Origin of the sequence: Dactylosporangium sp. CA-092794, assembly GCF_050948465.1 — a bacterium.
Lineage (GTDB): Bacteria > Actinomycetota > Actinomycetes > Mycobacteriales > Micromonosporaceae > Dactylosporangium.
This window is the reverse complement of record NZ_CP192044.1, coordinates 11,624,211-11,641,814: the sequence shown is the minus strand read 5'-3', so window position 1 is coordinate 11,641,814 and position 17,604 is coordinate 11,624,211. Positions and strand designations below refer to the sequence as shown.

General features: G+C 70.9%; 11 protein-coding genes. 7 read left to right on the top strand and 4 right to left on the bottom strand.

Translation table 11 applies throughout. The features are described 5' to 3' along the window. The first annotated feature begins 7 nt into the window (after nucleotides 1–7). The gene (locus ACQPXD_RS50385) at nucleotides 8–6,688 is read left to right on the top strand and encodes an RHS repeat-associated core domain-containing protein (RefSeq protein WP_432831345.1); all 6,681 of its coding nucleotides are present in this window, start codon (nucleotides 8–10) and stop codon (nucleotides 6,686–6,688) included. 68 nt (nucleotides 6,689–6,756) lie between these two features. Here the strand turns inward: ACQPXD_RS50385 and ACQPXD_RS50380 are convergent, their stop codons facing one another. From ACQPXD_RS50380 to ACQPXD_RS50365, 4 genes are all read right to left on the bottom strand, one after another. Then, nucleotides 6,757–8,199, bottom strand: coding sequence for a hypothetical protein (locus ACQPXD_RS50380; RefSeq protein ID WP_432831343.1), 1,443 nt, complete (start codon nucleotides 8,197–8,199; stop codon nucleotides 6,757–6,759). Further along, nucleotides 8,199–8,702 (bottom strand): SigE family RNA polymerase sigma factor, encoded by a 504-nt coding sequence (locus ACQPXD_RS50375; RefSeq protein WP_432831341.1) that lies wholly within the window; start codon nucleotides 8,700–8,702, stop codon nucleotides 8,199–8,201. The genes ACQPXD_RS50380 and ACQPXD_RS50375 overlap by 1 nt, the downstream gene beginning before the upstream one ends. A 215-nt stretch (nucleotides 8,703–8,917) precedes the next feature. Then, nucleotides 8,918–9,553, bottom strand: coding sequence for a DUF305 domain-containing protein (locus ACQPXD_RS50370; protein ID WP_432831339.1), 636 nt, complete (start codon nucleotides 9,551–9,553; stop codon nucleotides 8,918–8,920). A gap of 88 nt (nucleotides 9,554–9,641) precedes the next feature. Beyond that, complete coding sequence (locus ACQPXD_RS50365; protein ID WP_432831337.1) at nucleotides 9,642–10,091, bottom strand: DUF6153 family protein; 450 nt, start codon at nucleotides 10,089–10,091, stop codon at nucleotides 9,642–9,644. A gap of 145 nt (nucleotides 10,092–10,236) precedes the next feature. Between ACQPXD_RS50365 and ACQPXD_RS50360 the strand changes: the two genes are divergently transcribed. From ACQPXD_RS50360 to rph, 6 genes are all read left to right on the top strand, one after another. After that, nucleotides 10,237–10,506, top strand: coding sequence for a hypothetical protein (locus ACQPXD_RS50360; protein ID WP_432831335.1), 270 nt, complete (start codon nucleotides 10,237–10,239; stop codon nucleotides 10,504–10,506). Continuing rightward, a complete protein-coding gene (locus ACQPXD_RS50355; RefSeq protein ID WP_432831333.1) occupies nucleotides 10,503–11,498 on the top strand; it encodes a cytochrome c biogenesis CcdA family protein in 996 nt (331 codons plus the stop codon). Before ACQPXD_RS50360 ends, ACQPXD_RS50355 begins: the two co-directional genes overlap by 4 nt. After that, entirely contained in the window at nucleotides 11,495–12,082 is a 588-nt protein-coding gene (locus ACQPXD_RS50350; protein WP_432831331.1) for a peroxiredoxin family protein, read from the top strand. The genes ACQPXD_RS50355 and ACQPXD_RS50350 overlap by 4 nt, the downstream gene beginning before the upstream one ends. Before the next feature lie 19 nt (nucleotides 12,083–12,101). Continuing rightward, nucleotides 12,102–13,595, top strand: coding sequence for a multicopper oxidase family protein (locus ACQPXD_RS50345; RefSeq protein WP_432831329.1), 1,494 nt, complete (start codon nucleotides 12,102–12,104; stop codon nucleotides 13,593–13,595). Between the two features lie 79 nt (nucleotides 13,596–13,674). Beyond that, nucleotides 13,675–14,331, top strand: coding sequence for a DUF305 domain-containing protein (locus tag ACQPXD_RS50340; RefSeq protein ID WP_432831327.1), 657 nt, complete (start codon nucleotides 13,675–13,677; stop codon nucleotides 14,329–14,331). A gap of 118 nt (nucleotides 14,332–14,449) precedes the next feature. Then, a complete protein-coding gene (gene rph / locus ACQPXD_RS50335; protein ID WP_432831325.1) occupies nucleotides 14,450–17,047 on the top strand; it encodes a rifamycin-inactivating phosphotransferase in 2,598 nt (865 codons plus the stop codon). Nucleotides 17,048–17,604: the final 557 nt, after the last annotated feature.

The window sequence follows — 17,604 nt, the reverse complement described above, 5'->3', positions numbered from 1 at the left end:
CATTGTCTTGGCCGAGTACTTCGGCCGTGGTTTTGGCCGAGGCGTGACCTACGCTCTCGCGCTGGTGTTGGCCGTGACGCTGGTCGATCTCGTGACCCCGCCGAAACCTGCGCAGGCTGCGCCGGCGGGCAAGCCGGCTTGTCCGGCAGACCGCGTGGATCGGGTGTCGGCGGTGATGGCGGCCCGGTTGTGCGGCGGCAAGGTGGAGGTGTCGGGGGAGAAGTCCGAGACGCTGCAGATGTGGGCGAATCCGGATGGGTCGCTGACGGCGGAGCAGCATGCGGGTCCGGTGCGGATGCGCGATGGTAAGGGCGGTTGGAAGCCGGTCGACTTCGCGTTGCAGGCGGATGCGGATGGTTCGGTGTCGGCGAAGGCGCATCCGCGCGGGTTGAAGCTGTCGGGTGCGGCCGGGGACGGCGAGCATGACGTGGTGACGCTCGGCAGCGGCGACGATGCGGTGGGCCTGGTCTGGCCGGGCAGGCTGCCGAGGCCGGCCGTCGACGGGACGCGCGCCACGTATACGGACGTGCTCGACGGCGTCGACCTGGTGATCGAGTCGACCCGGACCGGTTACGAGCAGTTCTTCGTGGTGAAGACCCGGGAGGCGCTGTCGAGGTCGGGGAAGCTGACCCTGCGGCTGAAGGCGCCGAGGCTGACCGTCACCCCGGACGGTGCGGGTGGTCTGCTGTTCGAGGGCAAGGACGGCAAGGACGCCGGCCGGATCCCGGCGCCGTCGATGTGGGACGCCTCGGTCGGTGCGCAGTCGCTGGATCACCTGCGGGTCGGTAGCGTCGGGCTGTCGGCGGTGCAACGGGGCGCGAACATCACCCTGGAACTGGCGCCGGACCCGCAGTTCCTGGCCTCGCCGGATCTGACGTTTCCGATCACGATTGACCCGACGATCTATCCGACGTTCGACACGTTCGTGCAGACCGGCTGGGTCGATGACCAGTCCGGCTCGACCGATCTGAAGCTCGGATACTCCGACGACGGCGGGACGTGGACAGCCCGGTCGTTCCTGACCTGGAACACCGCGTTCCTGGCCGGGGCACAGGTGAACTCCGCGACGGTCTATCTGTGGAACTACCATTCGTGGTCGTGCACGGCGGCGTCGTGGGAGGTGTGGGACACCGATTTCGTGTCCACTGCCACGAGGTGGACGAACCAGCCGACGTGGAAAGCGAAGTACGGCACGTCGACCCAGACCAAGGGCTTCAGCTCGTCGTGTAACGATGGCTGGGTTTCCGCCCCGGCAACCGGATTTTTCCAGATCGGGTCGACCTACAGCGTGCTCACGATGGGGTTGCGGGCCACCAACGAGACCGATCACCTGTCGTGGAAGCGGTTCCATTCCTCTGAAGGAGCCAACCCGCCGTACGCCGTGGTGACGTTCAACGGCACGCCGCAGGTGACGGCGCGGTCGACGGATCCGTCCACGGAATGCGTCACAGGTGGCGGCCGGCCGTTCATCAACAAGACGCAGCCGAAGCTGCGGGCGCAGGTGACGGACCCGGAGGGGTCGCCGGTGTCGGCGACATTCGAGTGGTCGGGGACCGGCGGTACGGTGCTGGGCTCCACGACGGTCGGGCCGCAGGCGTCGGGTTCGACGTTCGAGGCGACCATTCCGTCGGGGGCGATCGGCAACAACGGCACCTACCGGTGGCGAGTCCGCGGCACCGACGGCAGCACGACGGGGGCCTACAGTTCGTACTGTGAGTTCGCCGTCGACACGGCCGCACCGGGCACTCAGCCAGGGGTGTCGTCGTCGACGTTCCCGGAGAACACCTGGACCGGGCAGTTGGCCGGCTACACGACCAGCACGGTCAGCACCCCGTATGTGGCGGGCACGACGACGCTGGCGCTGACCGGTGACGACGCGGTACAGCAGATCAGCCTGCCGTTCCCGGCCAGCTTCTACGGCCAGTCCTACAGTTCGGCGTGGATCGACACCAACGGCATGGTGTCCTTTGTGGACCCACACGGTTCCCATCCGGACGACATCGTGCAGTTGCCCAACAGCGCCGACCCGAACGCCGCAATCTACGTGTTCGGCCAGGACCTGATCGTGGACGGCTCGGCGAGCGTCCGGACCGCGACGAGCGGCACGTCGCCGAACCGGACGTTCCTCATCGAGTGGAACAACGCCAGTCAGTTCGCGGACCAGACCCGCCGGCAGAACGCCGAGGTGTTGTTCACCGAGAACAGCGGCACCATCAAGCTCAACTACTCCGGCATCGACAACGCCTACGAGCAAGGCTCTGGAGCACTCGCTGGGGTGGAGGATGCCGACGGCACGAGCGCGACGCAGTTCTCGTACCACACCGCCAGCCTGAACAACGATACGGCGGTCATCTTCACCTACAGCGCGGGCACGCCGGCCGTCTATGCGGGCACCGCGGCCAGCTTCACGTTCAGCGCCGGCGGCACCAGCGACATCGCCTCGTACCTGTACGACCTCGACATCCCCACGCCCGGCGCCTCCGTCGCCGCGGCGTCGCTCGGCGGCAACGCCACGGTGTCGGTGACGCCGTCGTCGGACGGCGCGCACACCCTGTACGTGCAGGCGGTGGACCGGGCCGGCAACAAGTCGCCGGTGCGCTCGTACCAGTTCAATGTCGGCTCGGGCTCGATTACCGCCCCGACGGTGGGCACGGTCGCCGCGACCACTACCCTGCTGCAGGCGACCGGCCCGGCCACGGCCACCGGCGCCACGTTCCAGTGGCGGCGTGCCGACACGGACGTCTGGGCCACGATCCCGGCCGCTGATGTCACCTACACGTCGGGCGGCGGCGCCGTCATCTGGCCCGTCGCGAAGACCGCGGCGCTGACCCCGTCGCTGAACTGGAACGTCAAGGCGACCCTCGGCGGGGCGACCGCGCTTGCCGGGCCGCTGCAGGTGCGGGCGGCCTTCAGCGGGACCGCCGGCACGCCGTCGTTCACGACGCCGGGGCTGCGGTTCACCCTCGACCCGGACCGGGCCGACGCTGAGAGCACCGAGATCGGGCCGGGATCTGTCAACCTGCTGACGGGCGCGTACAACGTCTCCAACGTTGACGTCAATGTCGCCTCGTACGGCACGAACCTGAGCTTGTCGCGCGGCTTCAATAGCCGCCAGGCCGGCGTGTTCGACACCACGCACATGTTCGGGCCTGGCTGGACCTCGACGGCGACCGCCGCTGACGCGCCGTACTCCGGTCTCACTGTCACGGGCTCCCTGGTCCAGGTCAAGGTCCCGGACGGGTCGACGATTGGCTTTACCGCCGCGTCGGCGTCGGCCTTCACACCGGAGGCGGGCAAAGAGACGCTGTCGCTGACATACAACAGTGGCACCGATGCGTACACGCTCAGCGAGAACGACGGCGACGTGGTCGTCTTCCGCCGCATGGCGGGCGGCCCGACGGGGCAGTACACCGTGTCGTCGGTGACGACGCCGGGCAACGGCCAGACGTCGGCGATGTCGTGGGAGACGGTTACGGTAGACGGCGCGACCGTCACCCGGCCGACGCAGATTCTCGCGCCGGTGCCGTCCGGCGTCAGCTGCGCCACCCTGGTGCGCGGCTGCCGGGCCCTGACGTTTACCTACGCCACCGCGACCACCGCGACGGGGACGGCCCAGGCCGGGTGGGGCGACTACACCGGCCGGGTCAAGCAGGTCAGCCTCACCGCCTGGGATCCGGCGACCGCCGCGATGAAGAACGTCGCCGTGGCCGCGTACAGCTACGACAGTAACGGCCGGCTCACCGCGCAGTGGGATCCGCGCCTAGACAACAGCGCTACGCACCTTTGGACCACGTACGCGTACAACACAGACGGCACGATCGCCACGGTCACGCCGATCGCCCAGCAGCCCTGGACGCTGGGGTACACCATCGTTCCCGGGGACGCGGGCGCGGGACGCCTCGCCTCCGTGAGCCGGTCCGCACTCAGTTCCGGCACCGCGGTGACGACAGTCGTCTACAACGTACCGGTCTCCGGCTCGGGAGCGCCGTACGACCTGTCGGCGGGCCAGATCGCCCGCTGGGCCCAGACCACCCCGGCGGTCACGGCCACAGCGGTGTTCGACCCCGGGCAAGTACCCGGCGGCAACCAGACGACCGGCGTTCTGCCGACCTCCTGGACCAGGGCCACGGTGACCTACCTCGACGCCAACGGCCGCCGGATCAACCTCGCCACGCCCGGCGGGAACATCGACACCACCTGGTACGACGACTTCGGCAACATCAGCCGTACGCTGTCGGCCACGAACCGGGCCTCGGCGCTTGCGGCGTCGGCGACGGACACCGTGACCGAGGAGGCGGCGCTGGCCCGGACGAAGTCCAACCTCAGTGTGTACTCTGCGGACGGGCGGCGGCTGACCACGGTGCTCGGGCCGATGCACCACGTACGGCTCGCGAGCGGCGTGTCGAAGGACGCCCGTGAGGTCACCCTGACCACCTATGACGAGGGCATCCCGGCCGGCACGCCGGCGCACAACTTCGCCACGACCGTGGTGACCGGGCTGCGCTACTGGGACACGGACGGCACGCAGCACGACGCCGACCTGGAGACCACGAAGACCGTCTACGACTGGTCCCTGCTCCAGCCGCTGCAGGTCATCGTCGACCCCGCCGGACTCGCGCTGCGCACCAGCACCGCCTACGACGCGGCGACCGGGCTCGTCACATCGACGACCCAGCCGGCCGGCGGTACCAGCACCAACACGCCGGCGACGACGATCACCGTGTACTACAGCACAGCGGCGAACGGCACGTACGCCGAGTGCGGCGGCCACCCCGAGTGGGCGGGCCTCGCCTGCCGGACCCAGCCCGGCGGCCAGCCAGCAAGTGGGCCGCAGCTGCCGTACACCGTCACCACCTACGATCTGCTCGACCAGCCAGCGACGCTGACCGAGAAGATTTCCAGCGGAACCCTGCGCACCACCACGACCACCTATGACGGCGCGGGGCGGATCTCGACCGTAGCGGTGACCGCGGCCATCGGCTCGCCGGTGCCGACCCGGCGGTACGTCTACGACCCGGCCACCGGCCAGGTGGTCAACGTTCAGACCCTCAACGGCGCCACCGTCACGGCGCAGTCGACGACGAGCTACGACACCCTGGGCCGGGTCACGTCGTACACCGACGCGGCCGGCAACGTGACGACGACAGGGTATGACCTGCACTCGCGGATCTCCACTGTCAGCGACGGCCTGGGCACCCGCACATATACCTACGACCAGAACGGCGAGAACCGGGGCCTGCTTACCCAGGTCGCCGACTCGCAGGCCGGCACATTCACCGGCGCCTACGACGCTAACGGCGCGCTGGTCACCGAGAGCTGGCCGAACAGTCTTGGCGTGACCCACCAGCGCGACGAGCGCGGCAGCGAGGTTGCGGTCACGTACACCCGGACCGGATGCGGCCAGGCCGACTGCACGCTGTTCATGCAGAGCGCGGAGCCCGGCGCGAACGGCCTGTTGTCCGGGCAGGTGTCGACGCTGTCCGCGCAGGACTTCGGCTACGACGCCGGGCAGCGGCTAACAACGGTGAAAGACACCGTCAACGGGGAGTGCACAACTCGCACGTACGGGTTCAACACCGCGACCGACCGCAGCGGGCAGAACGTTTACGGCCCGGGGGCCGGCGGCGCGTGCCAGGCCACCACGGCGGCGAGCAGCCGGACGTGGACCTACGACACCGCGAGCCGGGTCACCGGCGGCGGCTACGTCTACGACGCGCTCGGCCGCAGCACCACCGTTCCGGCGGCCGACACCCTCACGCCCGGCGCCGGCGACATGACCGTCGGGTACTACGTCAACGACCTCGAGGCGTCGCTGGCGCAGAACGAAGTCACAAACAGCTTCGCACTGGACGTCACCGGCGGCCGGGTCGCCTCGTGGACCGACGGCACGACCACCCACGTCAACCACTACGCCGACGGCGACCAGGACATGCCGGCGTGGACCGACGAGGGGGGCGGCGTCTCGACCCGGCCGATCCTCGGCGTCGGCGGGGTGACAGCGCTCGCCACGAGCGCGGGCGGCGCCACCGACGTGGTGTGGCAACCGCAGGACTTGGCCGGGAACCTGGTCATATCGGTCGTCGGGACGGACGTGACGCCGTCGTTGACGAGCGAGACGACCGAGTACGGCGCGACGCGCAACCCGACGCTGATCGGCACCATCCGGTACGCGTGGCAGGGCGGCGCGCTGCGCGCCGCTGACCAGCCCGCCGGGATCGTGCTCATGGGGGTCCGCCTCTACAACCCGACCACCGGGCGGTTCCTGTCGGTCGACCCGGTCGCGGGCGGCAGCGCGAACGCATACGACTACTGCAAAGGTCGGCCGGTAGGGTGCTCCGACGTCACGGGCCGAGCGACGGGCGACTGTATGTCGTGGAAATGGTTCAAGATCATATGGAAGCCCTGTGGTCGGGTTACCAATAGACGTAACCACTCCATCTTCATTGCGGAGTACCCGAACGGCAACGGCTCTACGCCAAGGCTGCGGCCCGGGCAAACATCGACCGGGATCTTCAGGGACGTTGATTCGCTGTATGACCCGGTAGATTGGATGAGGGTCAACTCTACCTGGTACCGGCCGCGGCGCTGGGTGAACATCCACGGCACCCACCTGACTCTGCGGCCGTGGTGGGAGCAGGAGATATTCGGTCGATGCCCCTGCCGGGGACGCTTCGGCCCCGCCTGGTGACCGGGTCCTGACCCACTGAGCACAGACCGCCGCCGGCCGGGCAGCTCCTGCCCGGCCGGCGGCTTCGGCTACGCCCGGGTGGCGGTGCGGCGCCGGCGGATCGCCCGCAGGATCACGACGGCGGCGGCGGTCGCCAGCAGCATCGGCACCAGCAGGAACAGCGCCCCCTGGGCGACCACCGACCAGCGGGCGGGCAGCGCCGCGGGCGCTGGTACCGGGCCGCCGAACCGGCCGTCGCCGAGCAGGTCCTGCGCGATGTCGATGGAGCTGACGCCGGCCGGCGGGTCCAGCACGACGCCCGCGGTGCCGTCCGGCCGCAGCGCCAGCACACGGACGTGCCGGGTCTCCGCCCAGCCCGTGTCGTCCGGCTCCTGCCGGATGTCGTCCTCGAGCTCGTACTGCACGACGACGAGGGTGTCGCCGTGCCAGCCGAGCGCTCGTACCGCTGGACCGGTCACCGCCGGCAGCGCCGGCCCTTCACGGTCCGCGCCGGTGGCGGCGTCCACGTAGGAGACCCGCCATCGCCGGGCGGCGAGCTGGTCGTGGTCGCACTCCTTCGTGTCGGCGCAGCCGTCGACGCTCAGCAGCGCCACGGCCGAACCGTCCGGCGTGTAGGCGCCCGCGCCGGCCAGCCGCCGCCGGTCGCCGAGGTCGCGGCTCCACCGCCGCTGACCGGCGGCGTCGTAGCCGCGCAGCTCGGTGCCGCCGCCGGCAGCCGGCCGCGTCGCGACGAACCCGCGACCGTCCGGCGCGAACGCCGCCACCCACGCCGAGACGACGGGGTCTCGCACGAAGACGTCGTCGACCGGCACCAGCGCGCCGCCGGCCAGGTCGACCAGGACGTACTGCGCCGGCGGGCCCTCGGTCTGGCCGACACCTCCCAGCACGACGCTGCCGGTACGGTGCAACACCAGGACAGCGCCGCTGTCCGGCCGCCACGCCGCGACCTCAAAGCAGCAGGCCGACGGCCCAACGCCATAGCCCCGGCCGCGGCCGGTGCGCAGGTCGGTGACCACCAGCCACCCAGCCGGGCCGCCGGTCAGCACGCTCTGCGCGACGAGGCTGCCGTCCGGCGACAGCCGCACATCCTGCCCAGCACGCAGCCCATGCACCGGATAGCGCAGCATACGGTAGGCGCCGTCGCGGCCGACAACGGCGAGCTTGCCACCCTCCTCCTCGAACGGATCGCTGCCCAGCCCCCAACTGTCGCCGCCGAACAGCACCGTGGCCGGGCCGGGCGGCGCCATATCGACCGTCGCCTGCCAGAGATACGGCAACTCGACGCTCCGGGGAATGACCGGCCCGCCCCCGGCCGGCTGGGGCTCGACGTGCAGGCCGGGCGCGACGGCGACAGTCGCGCACAACAGCGCTGCGGCGATCGCGACGGCAGCGGTGATGATCTTTGTCCGGTGCCGCTGCCGTCTCCCGCGCCGCCAAAGATCCTCAGGCAGCCGGGCGGGTGGCATCTGCTCGCCCAACTCACGCAGCGTGTCACGCAACGGCACGGTCATCACAGCACCTCCGTCAGGTCGGCCAGCTCGGGTGCCCTGGCGCGCAGCGCGGCGAGAGCGTCGCGGGTCTGACTCTTCACTGTCGAGACCGAGCAGCGCATCGTCTCGGCGGTCTCGATCTCCGTCAGGTCTTCGAAGTACCGCAGGACCAGCACCGCCCGCTGACGCGGCGCCAGCTTCGCCAGCGCGGCTTGCACCGCGAGCGCCGTGGTGACGGCGTCCGCGCTGTCCGGCACCGGGCGGTCCGGCGGCTGCTCACTCAGCTGCACGTGCCGCCAGCGACGCCGCCACAGCGACACGTGCTGGCTGACCATGGTGCGCCGCACGTACCGGTCCGGATCGCCGCCGGAGACCACCCGGTCCCAGTGCCGCGCGACCCTGACCAAGGTCACCTGTACCAGATCCTCCGCCGTGTGCCGGTCACCGCATAGCAGGTACGCCATCCGGGATAGCGCCGCCAAACGGCCTGACACATACGCGTGGAACGACTCCTCCGCCTCCACCACACCTCCCTATCCGGACACACGCTCGCAGACCTCCGCGCGGGTGGGTGGCCGGGGGGAAGCATCGCAGTCGCTCGGCGCCGCGGCATCGGACAGACCTTCGACGGCGCCCTGCTCATCGTCATCTTCGCCACCTCCGGCGCACGAGCCGCGGGCGTGCGCCGCTACGCGGGTGCCCTGGCGTCGTCGTGCGTCGCGGGCACCCGCGACGGTTGTTACAGCCGGGCGAGGATCTTCTTCATCGTGTCGATCTCGGCCTGCTGGGCGGTGATGATCTTCTGGGCGAGGGCCTTCGCGTCGGGGTTGGTGCCGTTGGCCAGTTCCTGGCCGGCCATGGTGATGGCGCCCTGATGGTGGGCGATCATCATGGTGCAGAACTGCTGGTCGAAGTTCCTGCCCTTGGCCGCCTTGAGGTTGGCCAGGTCGGTGTCGGACATGATCCCCGGCATGGCCGATGTCGCGGGCATGCCGGGCATGTCGCCGTGGGTCATGCCGCCCATGCCGTCGCTCATCGCCGGCATGGGTTTGCCCCACGAGGTGAGCCAGTCCTGCATGGTCTGGATCTCGGGGTCCTGGGCGGCCTTGATCTGCGCGGCGAGGGCCTTGACCTCGGGGTCGGTGGCGCGGGTGTCGGCGAGCGTGGCCATCTCCACCGCCTGCCGGTGGTGCGGGATCATCATCTGGGCGAACATCGCGTCGGCGTTGTTGACCGCGGTGACGCCCGATGAGCCGCCGCCGGCCGGGTTCATGCCGGGCATCTGGTCGTGCCCGCCGCCACAGGCGGCGAGGACCAGAGCGGTGGCGAGGGCGGCGCCGGCCAGGATGGCGCGGCGCACGAGGGTGCGCTTCATGATGCGGTGACCTTTCGGTGTCGAACGAGACCTGCACGGGACGCGGCGGCACCGACACCGGCGCTGGGCCGGCGTCGTGCGGGGCGTCCTACGTGCGCAGGACCGACACCGTGGCGAGGGCGAGGCCGAACGGCCGGGGCGGCGGAGCGCGCGGACCGGCGTGCCGGGCCGCCCGTAAGCCTGCCGCCGTGGTTGTGGCGCCGCGGCGGGCAAGCAGCATGGCGGTCAGGACGATGACGGCGAAGGCGACCAGGACGGCCAGGCACACGGCCCAGCCGTCCATGCCGCCGTGACCGTGTCCGGAGCCCAGCAGCATGTCCGCGCAACCACCACCGGCGCAGCCCGTGACGGCGGCACTCAGGGCGGCGGCGACGGGCATCACGGCGGCATGCTCGGCGACCGGCGGGTGCCGGTGGTCGCCGGCCAGATGCGGGCCGGCGTGGCCGAGCGTGTGCATGGCGGTCAGGCCGAGGAGGGTGGCGAGCAACAGGGCCAGCCGGGCTGCCCGCCCGAGCGTGCCGTTGACCGCATGCGCCACGACCTCACGGTACCGGCCGACTCCGACCAACCGCACCGCTCCCGGTGGGCATGGCGGGCTTCATCGAATCTTCAGGGAAGCCGCCGGGGTTTCCCCATAGATCGGGCGAACTCTCGAGTCCGGAGCCGACTGCGAGGAGCCCTCGATGCCATCGACCGTCACGCTGGTCCATACCCCGGCCTGCCACTTCTGCGCCGACGCGGAGCAGGCCCTGGCCGAGCTCGCCGAGCGGATGCCGCTGCGGGTCGAGCTGGTCGCCGCCAGCAGTGATGCCGGCGCCGTCCTCGTCGCCGAGCACCGGCCGGCGATGTTCCCGCTGGTGCTGCTCGACGGGGAGTACTTCAGCGCCGGCCGGCTCCCGCGGCGCAAGCTGGCCGCGCGCCTGGCGGCCCGGCGGGAGGTGGCGGCGCCATGACCCTGCTGGGTACGGGCAGTGTCCTGGCGGCGTTCTTCGCCGGGATGGTGGCGTTGTTCGCGCCGTGCTGCATCGTGTTTCTCGCCCCGAGTTACCTGGCCGCGGCGGTGAAGAACCGCCGCTGGCGGCTGCTGCCGCTGACCTTCGTCTTCGCCGCGGGTCTGGCGCTGGTCATGGTGCCGATCACGCTCGGGATGAGCCTGGTGGCGGGGACCATCGCGAAGTACCACGCCCCGTTCTACTACGCCGGCGGCGCGCTGATGCTGCTGCTGGCCGCGTACTCGCTGTCGGGGCACATGTGGAGCCTGCCGTCGTTCCTGCGGGCGCCGGACACGGCGCGGGGCGACTCGGCGAGCTTCTTCGCCCTCGGCGTGTTCTCCGGCATCGCCTCCAGCTGCTGCGCGCCGGTGCTGGCCGGGGTGATGACGCTGTCGGCGCTGTCCGGCTCGGCGCTGGGCGGCACCCTGCTCGGGCTCGCGTTCGTGCTCGGCATGACGTTCCCGCTGTTTCTCATGGCCCTGGCCTGGGACCGGCTGCGGCTGCGCGAGAAGCCGTGGCTGCGGGCCCGCCCGGTCCGGCTGCGCCTGGGCCGGTGGAGCGTCGTCACCAACACCGTCAACCTGCTGGTCGCCGCCGGGTTCGCGGCGATGGGCGGGTTCATCGTCTACCTGGCCGGCGCCGAGCGGATGACCGCCGGCCCCGGCTTCCAGGCCGCGATCGGGCACTGGCTGGAGCGGCAGTTCACCCAGTTGCAGCAGTGGCTTTCACCGGTACCCGAGCCAATCCTCGGCCTGCTCGTCCTCGCCGTGGCCGCCGGGCTCGCCTGGGCCACCCTCGCCGACCGGCATCGCGACCGCGCCGCGCCACCCGCCCCCGCGCCACCCGCCCCCGCGCCACCCGCCCCCGCGCCACCCGCCCCCGAGCCGCCCGAGCCCGGGGCACCGCCCGCCGAGCACTGCCACCCGATTCCGGCCAAGGAGGCACGGAGATGACCACCAGGACCAGGCCTCACCCTCGCCGCCCGGCCGCGCGCCGTCCGGACCGGCGCCCGTTGTGGTGGGGCATCGCCCTCGCCGCGGTCGTGGCCGTCGTCGCGGCGATGGCGTGGAGCGCGCGCACCACCAGCGACGGCACCATCCGTACCGCGCCGGACTTCACCCTGACCGACACCGGCGGCGCGCAGGTGCACCTCGCCGCCTACCGCGGCCGCACCGTCGTGCTCTACTTCTCCGAGGGCGCGGGCTGCCAGTCCTGCCTCTACCAGATGGCCGACATCGAGCGCCACGCCGCCGACTTCGCCACCGCCGGCGTCACCGTGCTGCCGATCGTCATGAACACCGCCGCCCAGATCCGGGCCGACATGGCCACCAACGGCGTGCGCACCCCGTTCCTGCTCGACGACGGCACCGTCTCCCGCGCCTACGGCACCCTCGGCCGCGGCATGCACGCCGGCCTGCCCGGCCACAGCTTCGTCCTCATCGACCGTGACGGCGTGCAGCGCTGGTACGGCGAGTACCCCTCCATGTACCTCTCCCCGGCCGACCTGCTCACTCAGGTCCGCAAACACCTGAACTGACGTACCGAGGAGCCACCACATGCCCACCATCACCCGCCGCCGGCTGCTCGCCGGCGCCGCCGGCCTGACCGGCCTCGCCGGTGCCGGGCTCGCCACCGCCTGGGGGACCGGGCTGTTCGACCGGGCGCCACGGCTGCTCGACCCGCACGACGGCCTCGTCGGCCGGGTCGAAGCCGCCCGCCACTACACCGGCGCCACGGTCCGGGCCGCGCTCACCCCGCGGCCGGTCACCCTCGACCTCGGCGGTCCGGTGGTGCAGACCTGGGGCTACGCCGACACCGGGCCGGGCCCGCTGATCCGGGCCCGGGCCGGCGACCTGCTCCACGTCGAAGTGAGCAACCGGCTGCCGGTGACCACCAGCGTGCACTGGCACGGCATCGCGCTGCGCAACGACATGGACGGCGTCCCCGGCGTGACCCAGCCGCCCATCGCGCCCGGTGGGTCGTTCACCTACGAGTTCACCGCCCCGGACCCGGGCACGTACTTCTACCACCCGCACTCCGGCGTGCAGGTCGACCGCGCCCTCTACGGTGTCCTGATCGTGGACGACCCCGGCGATCCCGGCCGCTACGACGCCGAGTGGATCGTCGTGCTCGACGACTGGGTCGACGGCACCGGGCGTACCCCGGACGACGTCCTGGCCTCGCTGCGGTCCATGGCCGGCATGCCGGGTGACATGGGCGGCATGGGCGGCATGGGCATGGAGACGATGACCTCGCCGCTGCTCGGCGGCGCCGGCGACATCACGTACCCCCACTATCTGATCAACGGGCGCACGCCCGCCGCACCGGTCACCCTCGCCGGCAAGCCCGGGCAGCGGGTCCGGATCCGGCTGGTCAACGCCGGCTCCGACACCGCGTTCCGGATCGCCCTCGGCGGCCACCGGCTCACCGTCACCCACGCCGACGGCTTCCCCGTCGCACCGACCGGCGCCGACGCCCTGCTGCTGGGCATGGGGGAGCGGGCCGACGTCACGGTGACCCTCGCCGACGGCGTGTTTCCGCTGGTCGCGCTCGCCGAGGGCAAGACCGGCCAGGCCCTCGCCGTGGTCCGCACCGGCGGCGGCGACCCGCCGGCCGCCGACGCCCGCCCGGCCGAGCTTGACCGCGCCGTGACCATGACGGCCACGCTGCGCGCCGCCGAGCCGGTCCGCCTCGACGATCGGCGTCCCGACGGTACCCATCGGCTGGAACTCGGCGGCGGCATGATGCCCTATCGCTGGACCGTCAACGGCGCCACGTTCGAGCACGCCGCGCCGCTCCCGGTCACCCACGGCGAGCGGGTCCGGCTGCAGTTCGTCAACCGGACCACCATGTTCCATCCGATGCACGTGCACGGGCACACGTTCGCGGTGGCCGGCGGTGGCGCGCGCAAGGACACCGTCATCGTCCTTCCGGACCAGACGGTCACCGTCGACCTCGACGCCACCAACCCGGGCCAGTGGATGACCCACTGCCACAACATCTACCACGCCGAGACCGGCATGATGATCAACCTTGGGTACCGGGCTTGACTCCGGCCACAGGGGGAAGCATGCCGGCTGATGACGCCCGCGTCGGGCGCACACCAGCGTCGAAAGGGGTCTGCGCCCCATGGACTACTCCACCCGTGGCCGCGCCGTGCTGGCCGGCGCCGCCCTCACCGCCACCGTCGCGCTCGCCGCCTGTGGCGATCCCCCGAGCGGCGGCGGTACCCCCATGACACCGGGCAATGGCGGCGTGAGCGTCAACCCGACCTTCAACAACGCCGACGCGATGTTCGTCCAGATGATGATCCCGCACCACGAACAGGCCGTGGAAATGGCCGACCTGGCCCGGACGAAGGCCGCCGATCCGGACGTCGAACGCCTCGCCGCCAAGATCGGTGCCGAGCAGACGGCGGAGATCGCGACGATGAAGGGCATGCTCACCGCCTGGGGCCGGCCGACCACGATGCCGAGCTGTCCCATGCATTGCATGCCGAGCGGGATGATGCCGCACGGCATGATGCCCAGCGGGATGATGCCCAGCGGGATGCCGTCGATGCCGGGCATGATGTCCGGCGCCGACCTGGCGAAGCTGAACGCGGCGACCGGCGGCGACTTCGACAGGCTGTTCCTGCAGATGATGATCACTCACCATCAGGGAGCGATCATGATGGCTCAGGCCGAGCAGGCCCACGGAACCAACCCGGATGCGAGGGAGTTCGCGGGACGCATCGTGAAGACGCAGCAGGCCGAGATCGTTGCGATGCGGCGGCTGACCGGCTGATCGGTCACTCCTCCCCAACTTCAACATATAGCGGAGTGGGGGGCTTGCGGCAAGACCCCGGTCATGCCACAGAATCGTCGGCCGGAGTTGAAACCTGCCGGCGCGACGGAGCTATCGCATGATCGAGCAGTATGTATTGGATCTGCAGGAGATCGACCGGACGCGGGTCGCGGTCGTGGGCGGCAAGGGCGCGCACCTGGGCGAGTTGGCGCGGATCGACGGCATCCGCGTGCCGGCCGGCTTCTGCGTGACGACGGCCGCCTTTCGCCGGATCATGGCGGAAGCATCGACGCTCGGCGATCAGCTCGACCGGCTGTCGCGCCTGAAGCCGGACGACCGGGAGGCGAGCCGCACGCTCAGTGCGGAGATCCGCCGGACCGTCGAAGGAATCGCCATCCCGGATGATCTCGCGACGGCGATCACGGCCGCCCTGGCCCGGCTCGGCGCGGAGGCCGCCTGTGCCGTGCGATCCAGCGCGACGGCAGAGGACCTGCCGACAGCCTCGTTCGCCGGCCAGCAGGACACGTACCTGAACGTCGTCGGTGCGGCCGAAATCCTGCGGCACGTCAGCCGGTGCTGGGCGTCGCTGTTCACCGAGCGGGCCGTGACCTACCGCCAGCGCAACGGCATCGACCATCGCAAGGTCCACATGGCCGTGGTCGTGCAGCGGATGGTCTTCCCGCAGGCGGCCGGCGTCCTGTTCACGGCCGACCCCGTCACATCCAACCGGAAGGTCGCCTCCGTGGAGGCCGGCTTCGGCCTCGGCGAGGCGCTGGTCTCCGGCCGGGTGAACGCGGACGTCTTCACGGTCCGCGATGGCGAGGTCGTCGGCAGAGCGGTCGGCACCAAGCGGCTCGCCATCCAGGCCGTGCCGGCCGGCGGTACGCAGGAGGTGGCGATCGACCCCGAACGGCGGGAGCGGCCCGCGCTGACGGATGCGCAGATCCTGCGGCTGGCGCGGCTCGGCCGCCGGATAGCGGACCACTTCGGCCGCCCGCAGGACATCGAATGGTGCCTCGACGAGGACGGCTTCCAGATCGTCCAGAGCCGGCCGATCACGACGCTGTTCCCCCTCCCGGCGGTCGAGGACAACGAGAATCACGTCTACATCTCCGTCGGGCACCAGCAGATGATGACCGACGCCATGAAGCCCCTCGGGCTGTCCTTCTGGCAGCTGACGACGCCCCGGCCGATGGCCGAGGCCGGCGGGCGGCTGTTCGTCGACGTCACCCGGGTGCTGGCCGCTCCGGCGAGCCGGGCCGGCTTCCTTTCGGCCCTGGGGAAATCCGATCCGCTGATCGGGGACGCGCTGCGGACCGTCCTCGATCGCGACTTCATCCGGCCGGTCCCGGACGAGGGTCCCGCCTGGACGCTGCCGGGCAGCGGCGCGTCCGCCTCGATCGAGACCGATCCGGCCGTCGTCACCGAGCTGATCGAGCGCAGCCAGGCGTCCATCGCCGCGGCCCGGCGCGACATCCGGACGCGGTCCGGACCGGCGCTGCTCGACTTCATCCTGGCGGACCTCCAGGAGCTGAAGCGGGTCCAGTTCCATCCGCAGCACATGCAGGTGATCATGGCGGGCATGGAGGCCACGTGGTGGCTCAACGATCAGCTGCAGGCATGGCTGGGTGAGAAGAACGCGGCCGACACGCTCACGCAGTCCGTCCCGAACAACGTCACCTCGGAGATGGGCCTGGCGCTCCTGGACGTCGCCGACGTGATCCGCCCGCATCCGGAGGTGGTGGCCTTCCTGCACGACGTCGGGGACGAAGGCTTCCTGGACGAACTGGCCAAGCTCGAGGGCGGCCCCGAGGCGCGCGAGGCCATCGAGGCCTGGCTGGACCGCTACGGCATGCGCTGCGCCGGCGAGATCGACATCACCCGGCCGCGGTGGATCGAACGCCCTGCCACGCTCGTGCCCCTGATCCTCGGCAACGTCAAGAACTTCGAGCCGGGAGCCGGCAAGCGCCGCTTCGAGCAAGGGTTGCAGGAGGCGGAGCAGAAGGAACGGGACGTGCTGGAGCGCTTGCGCGCCCTGCCGGACGGCGAGCACAAGGCCGAGGAGACCAAGCGGATGATCGACCGGGTCCGGACCTTCAGCGGGTACCGGGAGTATCCGAAGTACGGCATGGTCAGCCGCTACTGCATCTACAAGCAGGCCCTGCTGGCAGAGGCCGAGCGCCTAGTACAGGGCGACGTGCTCCGCCACAAGGAGGACATCTTCTACCTCCGGTTCCAGGAACTGCACGACGTCGTGCGCACGAACCAGGCGGACTACCGGCTCATCGACCGGCGCAGGGAGGCGTTCAGGTCGTACGAGGCGCTCACACCGCCCCGGGTGCTCACGTCGGATGGCGAGGTCATCGCCGGGGCGTATCGTCGCGCCGACCTGCCGACCGGCGCGCTGGCCGGCCTGCCGGTCTCCGCCGGGACCGTCGAAGGGCGGGCCCGCGTCATCCTCGACATGGCACAGGCCGATCTCGAACCGGGCGACATCCTCGTCACGGCCTACACGGACCCCAGCTGGACGCCGCTGTTCGTCGCCATCACGGGCTTGGTGACCGAGGTCGGAGGACTGATGACCCACGGCGCGGTGATCGCCCGGGAGTACGGCCTGCCGGCCGTCGTCGGTGTGGTGGATGCCACCCGGCTGATCTCCGACGGGCAGCGGATCCGCGTGCACGGCACCGGCGGGTACGTCGAACTGTTGCCGTGACCGCCCCCGCACCCGGCGGGTAGCGGGCCGGGCCTCGCGTTCGCCCCGCCGGTCACGCTCGTCGAGGCCGCTGTGCCGGATCTTTGCCTTTGGTCTTTGCTCGGGTTCGCTTCACTTGCGGACCGTTGCTCCCGCCAGACAGCGGTCGCTTCGCTCCCTGCCAGGGCCGGGGGTGGCCGGGGTCCTTGCCTCCGGCGGGCGTCACCGGCGGGGCCGCACTGACGCCACGGCACAACGGACGCGGATGATGGCGTCCCGAGCGGTGTGGGGCAGGCGACGGCGGTTGTCGATATGTGGCATTCAGTAACGTGGATTGTTGTGATCTTCGTCATAGTGATTTATGTGCACGTGTGAAATTCATGTTCCCCCACTGTGGCTTGAGCTGGGGGAAGCGTCGGCGGCCTCATGGGCGGCCTCGGCGCCGCCGGCGTCGCCGCACTCAAAGCTGGAGTCTCCAAGATGGTCTCCGGAGCGGGACTCAAAGCAGCGACGCAAGCCACTGGAAAGGCGGCGTCCGCCGAGTCTAGGGCCATCGCTCAGGGCGCCAAGAACATGGC